Annotated in this window: 20 protein-coding genes; 10 read left to right on the top strand and 10 right to left on the bottom strand. The window is 61.7% G+C overall.

Annotated features, from left to right (window positions below; translation table 11 throughout):
* The first annotated feature begins 236 nt into the window (after nucleotides 1-236).
* The 4 genes from GH983_RS21330 to GH983_RS21315 all read left to right on the top strand — a co-directional run bounded on the left by GH983_RS21330 (nucleotide 237) and on the right by GH983_RS21315 (nucleotide 2,666).
* Nucleotides 237-713 carry a hypothetical protein gene (locus tag GH983_RS21330; protein ID WP_194842765.1) on the top strand — a complete coding sequence of 159 codons (477 nt, stop codon included), beginning with the start codon at nucleotides 237-239 and terminating at the stop codon, nucleotides 711-713.
* Entirely contained in the window at nucleotides 710-1,195 is a 486-nt protein-coding gene (locus tag GH983_RS21325) for a hypothetical protein (protein ID WP_153763436.1), read from the top strand. The genes GH983_RS21330 and GH983_RS21325 overlap by 4 nt, the downstream gene beginning before the upstream one ends.
* Complete coding sequence (locus GH983_RS21320) at nucleotides 1,188-1,649, top strand: hypothetical protein (protein ID WP_153763435.1); 462 nt, start codon at nucleotides 1,188-1,190, stop codon at nucleotides 1,647-1,649. Before GH983_RS21325 ends, GH983_RS21320 begins: the two co-directional genes overlap by 8 nt.
* A 531-nt stretch (nucleotides 1,650-2,180) precedes the next feature.
* On the top strand, nucleotides 2,181-2,666 hold the full coding sequence (locus GH983_RS21315) for a hypothetical protein (protein ID WP_153763434.1): 486 nt from the start codon (nucleotides 2,181-2,183) through the stop codon (nucleotides 2,664-2,666).
* Nucleotides 2,667-2,696: 30 nt separating this feature from the next.
* On the opposite strand, the gene GH983_RS21310 is transcribed toward GH983_RS21315, so the two are convergent.
* The 3 genes from GH983_RS21310 to GH983_RS21300 form a co-directional block, all read right to left on the bottom strand.
* The gene (locus tag GH983_RS21310; protein WP_153763433.1) at nucleotides 2,697-3,317 is read right to left on the bottom strand and encodes a hypothetical protein; all 621 of its coding nucleotides are present in this window, start codon (nucleotides 3,315-3,317) and stop codon (nucleotides 2,697-2,699) included.
* Between the two features lie 168 nt (nucleotides 3,318-3,485).
* Nucleotides 3,486-3,749, bottom strand: coding sequence for a hypothetical protein (locus GH983_RS21305; RefSeq protein WP_153763432.1), 264 nt, complete (start codon nucleotides 3,747-3,749; stop codon nucleotides 3,486-3,488).
* On the bottom strand, nucleotides 3,736-4,044 hold the full coding sequence (locus GH983_RS21300) for a hypothetical protein (protein ID WP_153763431.1): 309 nt from the start codon (nucleotides 4,042-4,044) through the stop codon (nucleotides 3,736-3,738). The genes GH983_RS21305 and GH983_RS21300 overlap by 14 nt, the downstream gene beginning before the upstream one ends.
* Before the next feature lie 425 nt (nucleotides 4,045-4,469).
* On the opposite strand from GH983_RS21300, the gene GH983_RS21295 reads away from it, so the two are divergent.
* From GH983_RS21295 to GH983_RS21285, 4 genes are all read left to right on the top strand, one after another.
* A complete protein-coding gene (locus GH983_RS21295) occupies nucleotides 4,470-4,823 on the top strand; it encodes a hypothetical protein (protein ID WP_153763430.1) in 354 nt (117 codons plus the stop codon).
* Nucleotides 4,824-5,260: 437 nt separating this feature from the next.
* Nucleotides 5,261-5,896: a recombinase family protein gene (locus GH983_RS21290; RefSeq protein WP_153763429.1), complete on the top strand. Its 636-nt coding sequence runs from the start codon at nucleotides 5,261-5,263 to the stop codon at nucleotides 5,894-5,896.
* A 113-nt stretch (nucleotides 5,897-6,009) separates the two neighbouring features.
* Nucleotides 6,010-6,132, top strand: a complete 123-nt coding sequence (locus GH983_RS24490) for a hypothetical protein (protein WP_256367275.1) — start codon at nucleotides 6,010-6,012, stop codon at nucleotides 6,130-6,132.
* A gap of 333 nt (nucleotides 6,133-6,465) precedes the next feature.
* Nucleotides 6,466-6,687, top strand: coding sequence for a hypothetical protein (locus GH983_RS21285; RefSeq protein WP_069042551.1), 222 nt, complete (start codon nucleotides 6,466-6,468; stop codon nucleotides 6,685-6,687).
* A 69-nt stretch (nucleotides 6,688-6,756) separates the two neighbouring features.
* Here GH983_RS21285 and GH983_RS21280 read toward each other — a convergent pair whose 3' ends face one another.
* The 5 genes from GH983_RS21280 to GH983_RS21260 form a co-directional block, all read right to left on the bottom strand.
* Complete coding sequence (locus GH983_RS21280; RefSeq protein ID WP_153763428.1) at nucleotides 6,757-7,983, bottom strand: TadE/TadG family type IV pilus assembly protein; 1,227 nt, start codon at nucleotides 7,981-7,983, stop codon at nucleotides 6,757-6,759.
* A gap of 193 nt (nucleotides 7,984-8,176) precedes the next feature.
* A complete protein-coding gene (locus GH983_RS21275) occupies nucleotides 8,177-8,557 on the bottom strand; it encodes a hypothetical protein (RefSeq protein ID WP_153763427.1) in 381 nt (126 codons plus the stop codon).
* 71 nt (nucleotides 8,558-8,628) lie between these two features.
* Entirely contained in the window at nucleotides 8,629-9,483 is an 855-nt protein-coding gene (locus GH983_RS21270; RefSeq protein WP_153763426.1) for an NlpC/P60 family protein, read from the bottom strand.
* Nucleotides 9,484-9,496: 13 nt separating this feature from the next.
* On the bottom strand, nucleotides 9,497-9,844 hold the full coding sequence (locus GH983_RS21265; protein WP_054149477.1) for a MarR family transcriptional regulator: 348 nt from the start codon (nucleotides 9,842-9,844) through the stop codon (nucleotides 9,497-9,499).
* 94 nt (nucleotides 9,845-9,938) lie between these two features.
* A complete protein-coding gene (locus GH983_RS21260) occupies nucleotides 9,939-11,330 on the bottom strand; it encodes a M17 family metallopeptidase (protein WP_153763425.1) in 1,392 nt (463 codons plus the stop codon).
* A 195-nt stretch (nucleotides 11,331-11,525) separates the two neighbouring features.
* Between GH983_RS21260 and GH983_RS21255 the strand changes: the two genes are divergently transcribed.
* Entirely contained in the window at nucleotides 11,526-12,299 is a 774-nt protein-coding gene (locus GH983_RS21255) for a tetratricopeptide repeat protein (protein WP_236759373.1), read from the top strand.
* Between the two features lie 4 nt (nucleotides 12,300-12,303).
* Here GH983_RS21255 and GH983_RS21250 read toward each other — a convergent pair whose 3' ends face one another.
* Both GH983_RS21250 and GH983_RS21245 read right to left on the bottom strand, forming a co-directional pair.
* Nucleotides 12,304-12,891, bottom strand: a complete 588-nt coding sequence (locus tag GH983_RS21250; protein ID WP_054149475.1) for a YigZ family protein — start codon at nucleotides 12,889-12,891, stop codon at nucleotides 12,304-12,306.
* 11 nt (nucleotides 12,892-12,902) lie between these two features.
* A complete protein-coding gene (locus GH983_RS21245) occupies nucleotides 12,903-13,295 on the bottom strand; it encodes a hypothetical protein (protein ID WP_069042557.1) in 393 nt (130 codons plus the stop codon).
* A 254-nt stretch (nucleotides 13,296-13,549) separates the two neighbouring features.
* On the opposite strand from GH983_RS21245, the gene GH983_RS21240 reads away from it, so the two are divergent.
* Nucleotides 13,550-16,621, top strand: a complete 3,072-nt coding sequence (locus tag GH983_RS21240) for a DNA translocase FtsK (protein ID WP_069042558.1) — start codon at nucleotides 13,550-13,552, stop codon at nucleotides 16,619-16,621.
* Nucleotides 16,622-16,736 lie beyond the last annotated feature (115 nt).

Genomic DNA, 16,736 nt, shown 5'->3' with positions numbered 1-16,736 from the left:
CCGGGACCCCTGAACGCTCTCCACGGACTCCTGTGAGTCAAACAGGGCCACCCTCCGCCCCGCCCTGCCTCCTCCCCCGCAAACCATCACGAAATCCGCCCTCTGGGACACCCAGCGGGACGCCTCAGCGTGTCCATCGCAGCCCATGCGCTGTCTTGGCCGCTCTCAGCGTCACACGACGCAATCCCACCGGGACACTCCCGGTTCTCCGCATACTGGAAAAGGTATCCAGCATCATGACCACCACCACCACCCGCCCCACAAGTCCAATCGCCACCATCGAAATCATCGGCTCTTACGCCGCGCGACATATCGAGAGCGGCACTACCGTTGACACGTCTCCGCCAAAGGCAACCCGCCGTGTGCCGAAGCGGACCACGACCCGAAGCCCTATCCCGGTTCTTTGCCGGAAACTGATTGCCCAAGGGATCGACCCTGAGACCCGCGCCCATGTTGTCCGCAAGGCCTTGGAACGTGATGGCTTCACTCCGATCTTCAATCGGGACCGCCCTCTAGCCGTTTGGGCTGGACTGGACGCAATCGAAACCGAGACCGAGTCCGTCCGTATCGTCAAGCACCGGCCATTCCCCAGTGCCCTCGTGACCAAGGAAGCGAAGGCGGGAGCAGCGACACCCAGCGACACCCGAGAAACACAACGGCCCTCCGAGGTCACGACGGCACAGCCGGAAATCGCTATGGGAGAAGCCGCATGAAGCGCCCATCGTTCCTAATCCGCAGCTTGAAGCCGGGAGACCTTGAATACCTGGCCGACCATCTCCGCAATGCCGACAAGCAGGAGTTGGCAGCAGCAAGCGGACACAGCAACTTCCTCTCCCGCTTGTCCGTCTCTGCCGAGCTTTCGGATAGCCTCAAGGTGGTGGAGGCCGAAGGCGTCCCCCTGTTGATCTTCGGGACCGCAGCGATCACCCGTGACACCAAGGCTGTTTGGCTTGTCGGAACCAAACGCATCAACGCTTTCAGCCGTGCAATGGTGGAGGAAGCGCGACAGGTGCTCCGCAATTGGTTCGAAGATGACACGGGTCTCCTCCGCCTCATGAACTTCACATACGCCAAGAACAAGCTGCATCACAGATGGCTTGAAGCCCTTGGCGCGGAGATCATGCCAGCGGAACCCTTGGGAACCCGAGGGGCACTCTTCCACCCGTTTGAAATCCGGAGGAAAGCCTATGTGTGATCCGGGGATGATGCTTGGAATTGCAGAGGGTGCCGCTCAGGCGGCGGGACAAGCTCAGGCGGCTGATCACAACATCGAAATGATCAATCAGCAGACCAAGCTTGAGTATGCCGCTCAGCAGCGGGAGCAGATTGTGCAGGACAACGCCGCGAACAAGGCGGGTTATCAGGCCCAACTTGAAACCGACCGCACGTCCTCAGCGGTCAAGACGGCGGGAGCGGGGATGGGCGGCGCGACCGCTGGACAGCGTATTGCCGAGCAGCAGAGGCAGGGCGCGTTGTCTATCGAGAGTGCGAAGGATCGCAAGGACGCCGCACGGGCCAACTATGCGTTGGGCTCCAAGTCCTCGCAGGTCACCGCGCAAAACGGCATATCGCAACAGCAGGTCAGTCCAATGACCACGTTCGCAAACATCGCCTCTTCGGGCATGGCGAACTACGGCGCGTTTGGCTGAGTTGGTGCCGGACACCGAAGGGAGGGGGAGACAGGTTAGGCCCTGTCGCTCCCGCCGGTCCTTGCGCTGATCTCGCAGAGAACCCCAAGGGCAAGCCCGAGAAGAAGCCCGACGAATGCTTGGTTGATCGCCTCGCCACTTGTGGCAGTCGCGAGATACCGCGCCGATGCAGCCCGGTTGCTTTCGGAGTCAACGAAGTTGAACGCGACGAAGAAGGCCAGAGCGAGCCTCACTGTGCTGCCCCAAAAAATGACGTGCGCAATCACCTTGCCAATGCGAGTGAATAACATGAACCTATACCCTCCAAAGTGGTCCCCGGCAGCGGCCTTAGCAGAGACCGACAGGGGGGAGCAAGGCAGGGTGTGGAGACAGGTGGAGCGCTGATCTCAGCGTTCCCCGAGAGGATCGCCGGGGGATCATCGGCCCCCGGCAGGTCCCTTTGGGTGTCCTGAATGTGGCATTGCGCAACATGTCCCTTGCACTAACGGGTGCCCTCCGATTAGATAAACCTAGGGTTTTGTGGGGGATTACATGTCGAAGACTGTCTTGGTTGCACTTTTGGTTTCAGCGGCTGTTTCGGGCTGCACCAGCTCCAGCGCCGTGCGCACTTCGCAAAACACAGCGATTATCAAGACCAGCGCGGCTCCTATTTGCGGCGGCACCGGGGCTGCGCGAGTGGCTCAGAAGCAAGCGGCAATTGAGACAATCAAAGCGGGTTTTGACCGCTATGTTATCACCAACGCAGCAAGCCAAAACAACGTCGGCGTGACGCAGCTACCCGGCCAGTACAACACCTACGGCACGGCGAGCGTCTACGGGAATTACGGCACTTACAATGCTACAACGACCTACCAGCCGGGACCTACCATTGTGCACGGCACTCACGACCAAGCGTTCGCTATAAGAATGTTCAGGGAAGGCGAACCCGGCGCGAGCCAAGCCCTGTCCGCGAAGGAAACGTTGGGGCCGGAATGGGCTTCCATCGTCAAGAATGGTGTGAATGTTTGCTCTTCGTAAAGGGCTTGGAAGTCGATCTTCGGGCCGACCTCATTGCAACGCGCCGGATGTCGCGAGCGTCGAGATGCACTGAGCATAGTCCTCTATGGTCTTTCTGCTTCTGACCTGCTCGAAAGCGTCATTTGTGCTTTCGACCGCCAAATCCACATTTAGCTGAATGTCGCTGCTTCCGTTGAGTTGATTAAACGCGAACGTCAATTCTCCCTGTTCAATCGCCTCCGCCACAATCTCCATTGCAGGACTTGCCTGATATATCGCGAACCATCCCCCTGGCTGATCGGAAGGAGCGGCGTCAACTAGACTATCAAAGTTGTTCCTCAGGTCTTTGCCGACCAAGTAAGCGCGAGATGGGGGAGAAGGCTTGAGTGTAACGCCGTCACCATCGAATGCCGAGACTACAACTTTGACCGTCACCCCCATACCGTTTGACGTGGCCATCATTCCGCTCGAACCCGATACCTTTATCAAGGCTCCTTGGCGGTACGTGTGGTCCAACGCGATAGCATCGAATGACAACTGGCAGCCGATCAGCTTTCCATTGCTCATGACAGGTACGCTTGCCGCGCTCAGCGTTCCGCCTTCCCTCTGGAAGATCTCTGAGCTACCCAAAGTCGGCCCCGCGAAAACCAGCACTGCCAGTGCGGAGGACATACACCTGTTTAGCGCTGTCCGCATTTGTGTCGCTCCTCCTGTTTGATCCAACTTTATCCGCGCTTTCGGTAGATACAAGCCCCGCGCACCTGCGCCCAAACCTCGCTCATAAGTAGGCCCCGCCCCCGAGTTAACGTGGAGGGCGGAGCAGGATCGTAAGACCGACAGTTACGGCGAGAACACCGAGGGAACCCCGTGTTGCTTCAAGAGGGTCCGCAGCGACACTGTGATGTCATGTGTCATCTGCCGAACCTCTAACACCTCGTCAAACGCCTCGTACCTGACAGCCCCAAGCGGCATGTGCTGCCTGGCATGAAGACCCACGTCTTCCGGCCCGTAGGCCCTGCGGGTTTCCGAGAACACCACCTCCCCGCCCTCGTCGTAGAAGACAACCGTGTAGAGGGTTTTCTTGTCGTACTTACGCCGTGGCATGGTCTAGACCCTCCTCCACCTTGTCCCGGCCGAGCAAGTCGAGCAGGAGCGAGTAGATCGAAGGCCCGAATAGCTGGCGGTTCCCGGCGGGTGCCAAGGGTCCCACGATATCGAGACCTTCGACCAACTGGAATTCGCCGCCGTCAGCCTCTTCTAGGGCTTTGTCCGCAGCGTCGGAGTAGTCGGTTGCGTCAAGGAAGTCCGTGCAGAGGACCGTGCCGTCCTCTTCGAAGTAGATGACACCCCAGAGGTTATCCAGTGTGGTCACAGTGGCGGCATGGGTGAGCGTGTGCATGTCCCTAGTTCTCCTCTTGGAACGCCGCAGGATCGCGGCAGGGACCTCCTACAATTCACACGAAACGACACTCCGCAACAGAATTATACCTACGATATTGCAGGGATTTCAATAGCTTAGCTATCGCAGGGACAGCCGACAGTCTCTCACCTTGTGGGTCCCATGGGAAACATCGGCCCACTTCCGGCTGTCTCTGCGATAACGAAGCATCGCTCTTTTTTGGGCTGGCTTGTCCCCTGCCTCTTCTTCCGCCTCTCCCGACTCCGCAGAGCCTCATAGAGAGCGTTCTGTTGCGGGAGGTGTCGCAGGTCATTCGAGTTGCTGGATGCGCATGAATGCCCTCGACGGCAACAGGAAGAGCCGCCCTCGCGTAGACCTCTCCGCCGCTGCGTGTAATATCATTCGACTACAACGAAAGGACGCCCATGCTCGCCCCCGATGCCACCCTTCTGACAATCCGCGATGCCGTGACAGTCGAGTACGTCCGGCAGGTTTTAGAGAACGTACGGGTCTGTGAGCGAGAGATGGGGGATGCTCGCGTCTGTATCGCGGTGAACGATCTCAAGCCCCACCCGTCTTACCTGATCCGTGCAGTTATGGATCTGGAAACCGAAGAGGGAATGCTATTGATGGAGCTCGACGGTATGCGACACCGGCCACTGACCGAGAAGCAATTACGAGCTCTTATATGGTCTACCTCCGAGATAACCTACGAGGATGTTCGGAGGCTCATAGGCAGTATGCGCAACTTCAAGGTTCAGCCCCGGAAGGCCACGTGAGGGACCCCGCGACCTTTTTTACAAAAGTTGTGTGAGCGTATTACGTATACCCCTCTTCCCTCAAAACCCCCCGGTGGTGGGGGGTGGGGGTCCCGCCCTGTCCTATCCCGGCCCATCGATCTAAGACCCGGCACCTCTTGGTGCTCCCGGCTTGTCCTTCCGGGTTAGTCCTGTTGATCGCCGCTGATGCCTCCGCACTGTCCCGGAGTGTCGGCAGGGGGCAAGGGAGGGGCAGGAGCGGCAGACCTTCGTAACCCGGCAGGGGATCGCAGCGGGAAACCCGGAGGGACCGCAGCCCCCAATCTGCCCGGTCTCAATTGGATATATCCCAGCCGAACCGACGAATATCTCCTCCTCTTCCGGTCTTATAATTCCTCTTGACCATTTAAAACGAACCGGAATATATGGAACCACCCATATCGAACCGGAGACGTTTCATGTCCTTCATCCGCGCTTACCTCAGGGCTTCCACCAAGGACCAAGACGCAAGCCGTGCACAGTCCGACCTCCAGCGCTTTGCAGAGGAGCGAGGATTGAGGATCGCAGCGACCTACATGGAGAATGAGAGTGGCGCATCGCTCCAGCGCCCGGAGTTGTTCCGGCTCCTGTCGGATTGCCAGCCGGGGGACGTGCTGCTTGTGGAGCAAGTGGATCGCCTCAGCCGCCTCAATGCCGAAGACTGGGAGCGCCTTAAGTCCGAGATCAAGTCGAGACGTGTGAAGGTGGTAGCACTGGACCTACCGACCTCCTGGGGGATGGCGACAGCCTCAGCAGATGACATCCAAAGCCGGATGCTGGACGCAATCAACGGCATGATGCTGGACATGCTCGCAGCAATCGCCCGGAAGGACTACGAAGACAGGCGGCGGAGACAGTCGCAGGGTATTGCCAAGGCCAAGGACGCCGGAGCGTACCGAGGGAGGCCCGAGGACACCGACAGGAACGCAGCGATCCTCAGGATGCTCCAGTCCGGTCAATCGTGGAGCACCATCATTGCCGCAACGGGATGCTCCCGCTCCACGCTGTCACGCCTTGCCAAGCGGCTAGTGACAAAGGAGGAGGTGGCCCCCTGAGGGACCCGTGGGCAATCTTGCTCGCATCTGTCCTTCCACATTTTTCCACCTCTCCGCCTAAACCCTCTCCTATCCCGCTGCGAACCCCGCAGATCACCCGCAAGGAACCCGCCATGACCACCGGAGAAACCGCCTTCCTCACATTCGTGACCATCGTGGGCTACGGGACCCTTTTCGGCCCTCCGATTGTCGTCCTCCTGAGCAAGCTTCGGGAACGCAAGCAGAGTGGGAAGTGAGGCAGAATAAATCGATGGGCAGGGGGTACACTTTTGGTACAAACCGGGGTACACACTGGGAAAGCCCCGGACGTCGATGGTCTCATAAGCCTTTGATATTGATGGTGGATTTGATGCGTCTGATTTGGAGTATGGTGCTCACCTCTCCTCTTCTGGGCACCAAATTCCGATTTGAGATCAGCAGTTTATGCGATCCTCAAACACTTTAGAAAGCCCGGCTTGCCGGGCTTTTTTCTTGTCTGAAAATTGAGTTTCCGGTGCTGTCGCACTGTCGTTTTCAGTGCGATTTTTCACGCATTCCCGAGCACCCCAAGACCGCCACAAGGACAGACCATGGACGAGACCGTCGCCATCGAAAGCCGCAGCGAATTTGCCCTCTGGGCGATCGAACGTGCCAAGGAAATCGTTGCCCAAGAGGGCACGGCGCTGGCGCTTGCGGCGCGCGATATGGACGAGGAAGGTTTGCGCGAGGCAGGCCATAAGCTCGGCGGCGCAATCAGCGAAGCGCTGATCGAAGTGTTCGACGGTTTGCTCGGCCAGGACGATCCGGCTTGAGAAAAAGGGCGCCCAACGGACGCCCTTCCTCGATCTGAATTCCTTCGACCAGCATCAGCGCAGCCAGCATCAGCGCAGAATGCGAGGATTGGCGAGACCGCTCGTCGGCGTCGAACCGCCACCCGACAGGGGCTCGATCTTCCAGTTGGCCGAATTCATGATGATGGTATTCACCACCAGCGTGATGTTGTTCGTCTGGTTCGTGGTCGAATTGTAGGTCACGTCGCGATTGGGCAGGTGGATGATCCCCTTGAGGATCTCGCCCTTGCTGCCGTTGAAGACATATTGCTGCGGGTTGCGGTTGTTGCTGGCGTCGCTGGTTTTCTCGAACATCAGGATGTCCTTGTAGGTCCCTGATGTCGGCGCCGTCGCCGTGAAGGTCAGGCCGCCATTGGCGCGGATCTCGCTGTTGACGTCGGGGAAGTAGAAGGTGACACCTTCCGCCTTCACCGTTGCGCCGGAATTGATGATCATCCGGCCAGAAATGATGTGCAGACCCGGTTTGAACGTGACGGTCGGCGAGCCGTTGAACGTGGTTCCGCAGTGCTTGCCCGGCTGCAGCGTGATGGACTGACCGTCCATCGTGCCCGATGTGGTGCAGTTTGCAGGGACCTTAGGCTCCGGCATCTTGCCGGCGAAGGGATCCGCTTCCGCCGCGCATTTCGTCTGAAGATTGCTGAGCGTGCCGCCGTTCTTGATATAGTTCGCGCCCTTGACGCAGAATTTCGCCGTATCGATCGTTGCCCCGGCATTCATGATGAAGGCGGGATTGCTGGTCGAATGGACGTGGACCTCGCATTTCGTCGATTTGACATTGGCACCGGAGTTGATGAGCACGGCCTGGCTCTTGTTGCCGAGGGCATAGATGCAGCCATTGCCGCCAGCCGCCTCTTCCGCCCCGGCAGCGACGGTGGTGCTGACGCCAAGGGTGAAGCTGCTCAGGCCGACAATACCGAGAAACCTGTTGTCGACATCCTGCTCGTAGCCGCCGGTGAGCGACCCGTCGGCATTGACCGTCAGCGTGAAGCCGGCGCTTTCATTCAATTCGTCCTGCTCGGCGTCGAGACCTAGAAAATTACGGGCTTCAAGCTCCTGGGCGCTTTTGCCACTCTTGCGGGCAGCGGCGAGCATGGCGGCGTCGAGCTCAGCCTGCATCTCGATGCGCGTATTGTAGGCCGAAGCGACGTCCAGGGCACCACCTGCGGACACGAGAACGATCGGTGCGAGCAATGCGGAAATGATCCCGAAGTTGCCCGACCGATCCTGCCAACAGTGACTGATCTTCTCCAGAAGCATGATGTGTCCTCATTGTTTGAAACGACAATGGATCCGGACCACGCTGGGTGGACGGATGCCGTCTATTGAGGACAACCTAAGAACGAAATACTACTTTCGCGTTTTCATCTTACGTAAAATCTTGCAAAGCCCGACAAAGGCCAGTTGATCGCGTAACTTCCTGCCTCGAACGACTGAACCGAGACCGACGAGATCAGTCGATAACCCTCGGGTTGACGCCGGGATACCACATGCGGCCGGACCGCGGCGGCTCGGTGCCTTCATAGACGATGCCGTTCTTTTCGCAGCGATAGACCGTGTAGGGCAGGCTGTCGCGCAGATCACGGCGACCGAAGTGATGGCGGTTGGGGACAACCGTCCGCGTTTCACAGTTGACGTTTTCACCGAACTGGTTGACAGGATCCTGCGGCTTGACGCCAGGCAGGTCCTTGAAACTCTCCTGTCCGGCTGTGCCCCAGGCGATGCCTTCTGAGGCTGAGGCGGGGGCGACAGCTGGGAAGACGGCCAGCGACGCCAGCACCAGAGCAGTGCTGATCTTCGTGGACGTGTTGTTCTTTCGGCAGGCCGGCAGCATGGGCAATCTTCTCGTCAGCGCTAATGGTGCCGATATAGGCACTCGACGCCGCGGCACCAAGACCGGAATCATCACGTTTCGGCGACGGGGCGGCGGTAGCCGGTCGGGGTGCCGTAGAGCCAGCCGATGCGTTCGATGGCGGCCTCAAGCGTCTCGCGGGCCACGGACATGGTGTTGCCGTTGGCGTGGATCATGGTCGTTTCGTCTTCCATGATCGCCACATGGCCCTTCCAGAAGACGAGATCGCCGCGCCTGAGTTCGGCACGCTCCACGGGCACGCCGAGGCCCGATGCCTGCATGTCGCTGTCGCGCGGGGCCTTCTGCCCTGCCATGCGCATGGCCAGCTGGACAAGGCCCGAGCAATCAATGCCGAAGCCGGACTTGCCGCCCCAAAGATAGGGCGTTTCGAGGAACAGCGCTGCAACGGCGACGTAATCCGGTGCAGGAGGTTCGGCGATCGGGCGAATGTGGCGGGAAACAAGGGCTCCGCCGTCCAGCATCAGCAGATAGCGGGTGCCGCGGGTTTCCGCCTCCCCCTCGATCGTTAGCCGGCTTCCCATCGACAAGGCCATCCGCGTCGGGAAGCGCAGATCGGGGCCAGAATAGACGAAGCTGCGCGGCACAGTGACGAGATGGGTTGCTATGGCAACAGCGCCGAGCGTTTCTTCCAGCAGGTAGCCGACATAACCGTCGTCCACCGCCTGCACCCACGCCCAGCCATTCTTGCGCTCGAAAACACGGACTTCTTCACCCATCAGGAGTTCGGTATCGATTCCCATGGAAAGATCGGGTTTCGGGCGAAGCGGCACGACCGGCTGGGTGATCATCGCCGGTTGCGGGGTGACAAACCTGTCCGCTTCGACTTGCCCCTTCAGGGCGATATCGGCGAGATCGGGCCGGAAGGCGTTGAGGCGCCGGTCGAGCATAATCAAGTCTCCGTCAGCCGAGCGAGCGGCCCCGGGCGATGATGTTATCGCCGAATTTTTCGAGAAAGAGCGCACCGCCGACGGTGCGCTTGACGATGACGCTGCGGCGGTCGAGCTCGTCCCTGATACGGTCAACGAGGCCCAGCTCCCCGAGCGTATCGAGTGCGCGGGTGATGACAGGCTTTGTGACATTGAGGGTTGCGGCAAGGCCACGCACCGTATGGGGCGGCGGCACAAGATAAATCTCGAGCAGTACGGCGAGCTGACGCATTGTGAGGTCGTGGCCGTCTTTCTGGACCTGATCCAGGGTCACCCTGTGCCACAGGCAAAGCGCCTGGGTCGCCGTCATTTCGAGGCCCATGGCCCCTCCCCCTCGTTCTGATCCGGGCCAGCAGCCCCTCGCGAGTATCATTCCGGTAAAGGAACGATCTGGCAAGGGGCTGGTGGATTCAGGCTCAGTCGGCGCCGGACTGCAGGTAGCGGTAAAGCGCGCGGATTGCCTGAGCCTCGCCGCCGACAGGCGAATGGGCCCGCTCCGTCGGCGACCAGCCGAAAATGTCGAAATGCGCCCAGCGGCGGCCCGGCGAGACGAAGCGCTTGAGGAAGAGGGCGGCCGTGATGGCGCCCGCCATACCGCCCGAGGGGGCATTCGTCACGTCGGCGATCTGGGCCTTCAGCATGCGCTCATACCCCTTGTAGAGCGGCATGCGCCAGAGCGGATCGTCGACCGCGAGGCTCGCATCGGCGATGCCATGGGCAAGGTCTTCGTCATCGGTGAAGAAGGGCGGCAGATCCGGGCCGAGCGCGACACGGGCGGCCCCCGTCAGGGTGGCCATGTCGATCAGCAGATCCGGTTCCTCGGCGTCGGCATAGGCCAGCGCATCGGCAAGGATCAGGCGTCCTTCGGCATCGGTGTTGTCGATCTGGACGGTCAGACCCTTGCGGCTCTTGTAGACGTCACCGGGGCGGAAGGAATTGCCAGCGATGGCGTTTTCGACCGCGGGAATGACGACGTGGAGATCAACCTTGAGCTTGGCATCCATGATCATCAGCGCAAGGCCGAGAACATTGGCGGCGCCACCCATGTCCTTCTTCATCAGGAGCATCGAGGAGGCCGGCTTGATGTCGAGGCCGCCGGTGTCGAAGCTCACGCCCTTGCCGACAAGGGTGACCTTGCGATGGCCCTTCTTGCCCCAGCGCATCTCGATCAAGCGAGGGGCAACCGTGGAGGCGCGGCCGACGGCGTGGACGAGGGGAAAGTTCTTCTCGATGAGTTCGTCGCCGGTGATGACGGAGACCTCGGCCTTGTAGTGTTCGGCGAGGCGACGGACGGCGGCTTCGATATCGGCCGGGCTCATGTCGTTGGCTGGGGTGTTGATCAGGTCACGGGCGAGATAGACGCCCGCCAACTGGCGCTTGATGTCGGCGGCATCGGCATCCTGCGGGATCAGGAGGCGCGGTTCCGTGACCCGCTCGGAGCGATAACGGTCGAAGCTGTAGGCGCCGAGGCCATAGCCGAGCAGCAGGCGGTTGGCGGTGAGCGGGGCGGTTTCGATGTGCCATTCGCCGGCCGGCAGCGCACGGGCGAGCTTGCCGGTGAGATAGGGATTTTCGGAAGGGTTGGCGCCGAGCCCGAACAGCGCGCCACCCACATGGCCGTCGGCGGTGGGGATCAGCAGCACCGAGCCGGCCTCGGCCTTGAAGCCGGCCTTCTTGGCCCAGTCGAGGGCGAGTGGTTCCAGCGTGCCGGTCTCGACATGGGCCGGGGTGACGGCGAAGACCGGGAGCGTCTTGCCGCCCTTGGTGCTGAAGGGGGACGGTCTTTCGATATACTGGAACGGGGCCATGGCGAGACGCTTTCTGGAGATTCGGCTGAAGAATCGTTGGGGGCTCGATTAACACTCCGTTAGGGTTAACAGATTATTGCTTGAGTGGAGGTTGCGCCGCCCGGACGAGGCGCGGCGGCGGGGACTAGCTAACTCGGGACGATCACCATGCGCATGCGAATTCCAGGCTCGGCAAACCATCTGCGGATCGTGGCCATGACAGGTCTGGTGATGGCGGCGATGACGCTCACCGGCTGCGGCTCGGCGAAGAAGGAGCTGACGACGGGCTCGATCCCCAAGGCAAGCCAACAACTCGATTCGCTCAGCGGTCCGCAACTGAGCCGCGCCGTGGAAGGCATCGGCCAGGCCTATGACCGCAACCCGAAGGACCGGAATATCGGCCTCTCCTATGCCAATGGACTGATGATGACAGGCCGCAACACGCAGGCGCTTGCTGTCATGCAGCAGGTGGCGATTGCCCATCCGAACGATCGCGAGGTGCTCTCCTCACTCGGCAAGGCGCAGGCTGCGGCGGGCCAGCTGGAAAAGGCACTCGGCACCATTCAGCGGGCGCAGACACCGGACCGACCCGACTGGCGGCTTTATTCGGCGGAAGGGGCCGTGCTCGACCAGCTCGGCCGTTCCAGCGAGGCGCGCTCGCGTTACCGCATGGCGCTGCAGATGCAGCCGAACGATCCAAGCGTATTGTCGAACATGGGCATGTCCTTCGTGCTTTCGGGCGACCTGAAGACGGCCGAGGACTATCTGCGCCAGGCGTCGCAGCAACCCCGTGCCGACAGCCGGGTCCGTCAGAACCTCGCGCTGGTGGTCGGCCTGCAGGGCCGGTTCCAGGAGGCAGAACAGCTGGCGGCCCAGGAGCTCGATCCGCAGCAGGCGGCGGCCAATCTGCAATATCTGCGCGGCATGCTTGCCCAGCAGAATTCCTGGAAGCAGCTTTCCAGCCAGGACATGCCGAAAAAGAAGAGCTGAGCGCTCAGTCCGGAAAGACGAGGCTTGACCGGCCGCTGGTGAGATCGCGCACCAGCCGGATCGCCTGATCCTCATCGCCCTGCCTCAGCGTGACCGCGAGATCGACACCCTCTGCCGTGAAGCTTTCGACGAAGGTGAGATGCGGGATTGCGGCGAGCCGCGACTTCACGAGGGCGAGGTCCGAGAAGCTGACCGATGATTCGCCCGTCACCATCGGGATGATCTCCCGCTTGTCGGCCGATCGGAGCATCTGGGCAGCCGTTCCGCCATAGGCACGCATCAAACCGCCACTGCCGAGCAGGATGCCGCCAAAGAAGCGGGTCACGACCACAACGATACCGTCGAGTTCCTGGCCATCGATCGCCTGCAGGATCGGCTTGCCAGCCGTGCCCGAGGGCTCGCCGTCGTCGGAGAAACGGTAGGCCTGACCGATGCGCCAGGCCCAGCAATTGTGATTGGCGGCGGGATCGGAGACCGAGGCGAGGAAGGCCTTGGCTTCCTCTTCGCTGGCAATCGGTGCCGCTTGCGCGATGAAGCGGCTTTTCTTGATGTCCTGAACGAACTCAACCGGCGCGACGAGGGTGAACGGCATAGTGTGCTGCCTCAGCCGTCTGCTTCGTGTGCGAGAAGCCACTCGGCAAGTGCCGCGATCACGGAGAGGCGCAAGGCCGCTTTCATGGCGAGCGCGCGGGTGAGCGAGGCGTCGCGGCTGGAGAAGCCGAGTTCGGCCATGACACCGGAGGGCGAGAGTTTTCGAGCGCGCATGACCGCTTCGACCCGCTCGATCGTCGATGGCAGCAGATACCGGCCATTGGCGATGAGGGCCGCGGCGTCGTCTGGAATCGGTTCGGCACCGGACGGATCGGGGGCGGCCGATGCGCGGGCCCGCACTTCTGCCGAGACCAGATCCAGAAAGGCCTGGCGATCCTCGGGCCCCGCTGATGTCCAGGCCTTCAGGAGCTTCTTCAGGGGACTGGGCTTCTCTTTCTTCGACATGACCGGCTTTCTGTTCGTCCCCGTCCATAGCCCGAGCGGAGACACGGTGCGAGAAAAAAACTTGGGGGGCAGCATCTTCCGGCGAGGGGCGAAATTCGGCTTTGGCAACAGCGGCGTCGGGGACGAAAGGGCCCGATTCAGACCCTTCGTGCATTAGAAATTTCTGCCGGACAGAAAGCGGTCGTTAACCTTTATTTTCTACTCAGATAGCTCAGTTTTCGCGTTCTTGTATCCCGCCAGCGTTCAGGTTTCCGATGCACCCTCCCCGTTCAAATTCCGCGTATCAGGTCAATCATTTAGGGGACAACAAGGGTGAAGGCGCCGATCAGTCGGCAGCCGACCAGATCGAGGGGCGTGAGGAAACGCCCGTCTGGCAGAAGGCCTTCGTGTTAGGTCCCAATGTGCGTTTCACCCGCACGCCCGACCGCGTGCCGGGCAAGGCCGAGCCAACGCCTGCGCCTGTCGCCCAGCCGAGCGCACCGCCTGCACGGACGGCCGCACAACAGCCGGCGATGCCTCAGGCGCCCACACGACAAGCCTATCAGCCGACAGCTCAGCCGGTGGCCCCTGCCCCGGCAAGGCCTGCCTCTTCTGCGGCGAGCAGCGTACCCTATGCCGGATTGCCGCGCACAGGCGCACCCGCGCCGGCACCGAAGGCCGAAGTGCCGCGCATGCCTGCTTCCGTGACCTTGCCGCAGCCGCCGGATGCCGTGGGCGCGCGCGCGCTCACCTACAAGCTTCGCCGGGAACTCGCCCGCCAGCAGGCCGAACAGGCCGCCTGGGAAGCATCGATGGCAGATGGCGCATCGCCGCAGGAGATCGGCCCTGCCCCACAGCCCGTTCAACCGGCACCCCTGGTTCAGGGCATGCGCAGCGTGCTTGCCAGCACCCAGGCCGCGACCGTCGGGGCAAATGTTCGACCGACGACCGAGCCGCATGTGCCGCCGCACCTGCAGCGGTCGCTCGCCCAGCAGGCCGAAGCCTTGCGGCTTGCTGCCCAGCAGGCGGCCCCCGCAGCGCGTCCGCCGATGGTGCGCAATGCGTTTCTGCGGACACCGCCTGCAGCGGCTGCACCTGAGCCGGTTGCGGCTCCTGTGTTTGCTCCGCCATCCGTCCAGCCTATTGTCACGGCTCCGGCCGTCACGGCATCTGTTGCATCAGGCTTTGCCGCGTGGACGCAGATGACCAATCCATCACCGACGCAGCCCGAGGCCGTGACTGCGGTCGCGCACGAAGCGCAGGTTGAGCGTCTGCCGATCGCAGCGCTGCTGTCGGACCACATCTTCTTCGAGGCGATGATCGCGCCGGTGGATGCTCCATTGGAGATCGAAATGGCGCGGACCCCGATTGCGCAACCTGTTTCACAGGCTTGCCAGCCGGCGGCTCCGCAAAGGGCTCAGCACACCGCACCGCAGCCGGTTCGCAGCATTCCAGCGCCAGCACCTCAGGCTGTTTCAACGGTGCGCGCCGAAGTCGTGCGCTATCGCCCAGAAGGGGTTTCGGCCACCACACATCCGGTGACCGTTGCGGCGCGCAAGCCCGTGTTCGACGCAACCCCGGGCTCGGTCGTCGCGCTGTATCGGGAAGTCGCATATCGGGAGGTGTCAGCGGCGTCCTACGCGTTGCAGCAGGCGCAGGCAGCGGCGACCGAGACGGTTGCCCCCCTTGAGGCCGTTGTTGCGGCGCCGCTCCAGGCGAACCATTCGTCGATTGCTCCGATGTCTGCCGCACTGCCACGCCAGCCGCTGTTCAAAGCGCAGGAAGCGCTGGGCGAAGGCGAATACGAGCTTCCCTACCTCGATTTCCTGCAGATGCCGCCGGTTCAGACCGGCGTGACGATGACGGCAGAGGCGCTCGAGCAGAGCGCCGGGCTTCTGGAAAGCGTGCTCGAAGATTTCGGCATCAAGGGCGAAGTGATCGACGTGCGCCCGGGCCCCGTCGTGACGCTCTACGAATTCGAGCCGGCACCGGGGGTCAAGTCCTCGCGCGTCATCGGTCTCTCGGACGATATCGCCCGTTCAATGTCGGCGCTATCTGCCCGCGTCGCTGTTGTCCCCGGTCGCAATGTGATCGGCATCGAGCTGCCGAACCCGGTGCGCGAGACGGTCTATCTGCGCGAGCTGATCGAGACGCCCGATTATGCCGAGACGCGCTACAAGCTTCCGGTCTGCCTCGGCAAGACCATCGGTGGCGAGCCCGTGATCGCGGAACTCGCAAAGATGCCGCATCTGCTCGTTGCCGGTACCACCGGTTCGGGCAAGTCGGTCGCGATCAACACGATGATCCTGTCGCTGCTCTACCGGTTCCGGCCGGACGAGTGCCGGTTGATCATGGTCGATCCGAAAATGCTGGAGCTTTCCGTCTATGACGGCATCCCGCATCTGCTCACCCCCGTCGTGACCGATCCGAAGAAGGCCGTGATGGCGCTGAAATGGGCGGTGCGCGAGATGGAAGACCGCTATCGCAAGATGAGCCGCCTCGGCGTGCGCAATATCGACGGCTACAATGCCCGCGCGGCCCAGGCGCGCGAGAAGGGCGAGACGATCACCGTGAGCGTGCAGACCGGCTTCGACCGGCAGAGCGGCGAGATTGTCTACGAGGAGCAGGAGCTCGATCTCTCGCCGATGCCTTACATCGTCGTCGTGGTCGACGAGATGGCCGACCTGATGATGGTTGCCGGCAAGGAAATCGAAGGTGCGATCCAGCGACTGGCGCAGATGGCGCGTGCGGCCGGCATCCACCTGATCATGGCGACGCAGCGGCCCTCGGTCGACGTCATCACCGGCACGATCAAGGCGAATTTCCCGACGCGCGTTTCCTTCCAGGTGACCTCGAAGATCGACAGCCGCACCATTCTGGGTGAGCCGGGTGCCGAACATCTGCTCGGCCAGGGCGACATGCTGCATATGGTCGGCGGCGGGCGCATTGCCCGCGTACATGGTCCCTTCGTCTCCGACGAGGAAGTCGAGAAGGTCGTCGCGCATCTGAAGATGCAGGGCCGTCCGGACTATCTGGGCACCGTGACTGAGGATGCGGACGAAGCCGAAGAAGAGCCGGAAGAGGACGTGGCCGTTTTCGACAAGAGCGCGATGGCGGAAGAGGACGGCAACGACCTCTACGACAAGGCGGTCAAGGTTGTGCTGCGCGACAAGAAGTGCTCGACCTCCTACATCCAGCGCCGGCTATCCATCGGCTACAACAAGGCGGCTTCGCTTGTGGAGCGGATGGAGCAGGAAGGCATCGTCGGTGCTGCCAACCATGTCGGCAAACGAGCGATCATCGTCGGCGGGCGCGAGGTGAATGCCGAGGGCGACTTCGAAGGCTGATCCGGATCGCCGAAAGGTCCAGCGCGGGCAACAGACCAGTCTTCAATATGGCACGCCAGGCTGCGGCGTGCCTTTTCCATGATCCACCCAGCCTCTTGGCCACGGGGAACCCTTC

This window comes from Agrobacterium sp. MA01 (genome assembly GCF_009650195.1).
In the GTDB taxonomy this organism is placed as follows: domain Bacteria; phylum Pseudomonadota; class Alphaproteobacteria; order Rhizobiales; family Rhizobiaceae; genus Allorhizobium.
The sequence above is the reverse complement of the archived record's forward strand: the minus strand, read 5'-3'. Positions and strand labels throughout refer to the sequence as shown.

What these genes read in the sequence shown, in the direction of transcription:
- GH983_RS21330 (WP_194842765.1), top strand. Translation starts at nt 237, where the DNA reads ATGACCACCACCACCACCCGCCCCACAAGTCCAATCGCCACCATCGAA.
- GH983_RS21325 (WP_153763436.1), top strand. Translation starts at nt 710, where the DNA reads ATGAAGCGCCCATCGTTCCTAATCCGCAGCTTGAAGCCGGGAGACCTT.
- GH983_RS21320 (WP_153763435.1), top strand. Translation starts at nt 1,188, where the DNA reads ATGTGTGATCCGGGGATGATGCTTGGAATTGCAGAGGGTGCCGCTCAG.
- GH983_RS21315 (WP_153763434.1), top strand. Translation starts at nt 2,181, where the DNA reads ATGTCGAAGACTGTCTTGGTTGCACTTTTGGTTTCAGCGGCTGTTTCG.
- GH983_RS21310 (WP_153763433.1), bottom strand. Translation starts at nt 3,317, where the DNA reads ATGTCCTCCGCACTGGCAGTGCTGGTTTTCGCGGGGCCGACTTTGGGT.
- GH983_RS21305 (WP_153763432.1), bottom strand. Translation starts at nt 3,749, where the DNA reads ATGCCACGGCGTAAGTACGACAAGAAAACCCTCTACACGGTTGTCTTC.
- GH983_RS21300 (WP_153763431.1), bottom strand. Translation starts at nt 4,044, where the DNA reads ATGCACACGCTCACCCATGCCGCCACTGTGACCACACTGGATAACCTC.
- GH983_RS21295 (WP_153763430.1), top strand. Translation starts at nt 4,470, where the DNA reads ATGCTCGCCCCCGATGCCACCCTTCTGACAATCCGCGATGCCGTGACA.
- GH983_RS21290 (WP_153763429.1), top strand. Translation starts at nt 5,261, where the DNA reads ATGTCCTTCATCCGCGCTTACCTCAGGGCTTCCACCAAGGACCAAGAC.
- GH983_RS24490 (WP_256367275.1), top strand. Translation starts at nt 6,010, where the DNA reads ATGACCACCGGAGAAACCGCCTTCCTCACATTCGTGACCATCGTGGGC.
- GH983_RS21285 (WP_069042551.1), top strand. Translation starts at nt 6,466, where the DNA reads ATGGACGAGACCGTCGCCATCGAAAGCCGCAGCGAATTTGCCCTCTGG.
- GH983_RS21280 (WP_153763428.1), bottom strand. Translation starts at nt 7,983, where the DNA reads ATGCTTCTGGAGAAGATCAGTCACTGTTGGCAGGATCGGTCGGGCAAC.
- GH983_RS21275 (WP_153763427.1), bottom strand. Translation starts at nt 8,557, where the DNA reads ATGCTGCCGGCCTGCCGAAAGAACAACACGTCCACGAAGATCAGCACT.
- GH983_RS21270 (WP_153763426.1), bottom strand. Translation starts at nt 9,483, where the DNA reads ATGCTCGACCGGCGCCTCAACGCCTTCCGGCCCGATCTCGCCGATATC.
- GH983_RS21265 (WP_054149477.1), bottom strand. Translation starts at nt 9,844, where the DNA reads ATGGGCCTCGAAATGACGGCGACCCAGGCGCTTTGCCTGTGGCACAGG.
- GH983_RS21260 (WP_153763425.1), bottom strand. Translation starts at nt 11,330, where the DNA reads ATGGCCCCGTTCCAGTATATCGAAAGACCGTCCCCCTTCAGCACCAAG.
- GH983_RS21255 (WP_236759373.1), top strand. Translation starts at nt 11,526, where the DNA reads ATGACAGGTCTGGTGATGGCGGCGATGACGCTCACCGGCTGCGGCTCG.
- GH983_RS21250 (WP_054149475.1), bottom strand. Translation starts at nt 12,891, where the DNA reads ATGCCGTTCACCCTCGTCGCGCCGGTTGAGTTCGTTCAGGACATCAAG.
- GH983_RS21245 (WP_069042557.1), bottom strand. Translation starts at nt 13,295, where the DNA reads ATGTCGAAGAAAGAGAAGCCCAGTCCCCTGAAGAAGCTCCTGAAGGCC.
- GH983_RS21240 (WP_069042558.1), top strand. Translation starts at nt 13,550, where the DNA reads ATGCACCCTCCCCGTTCAAATTCCGCGTATCAGGTCAATCATTTAGGG.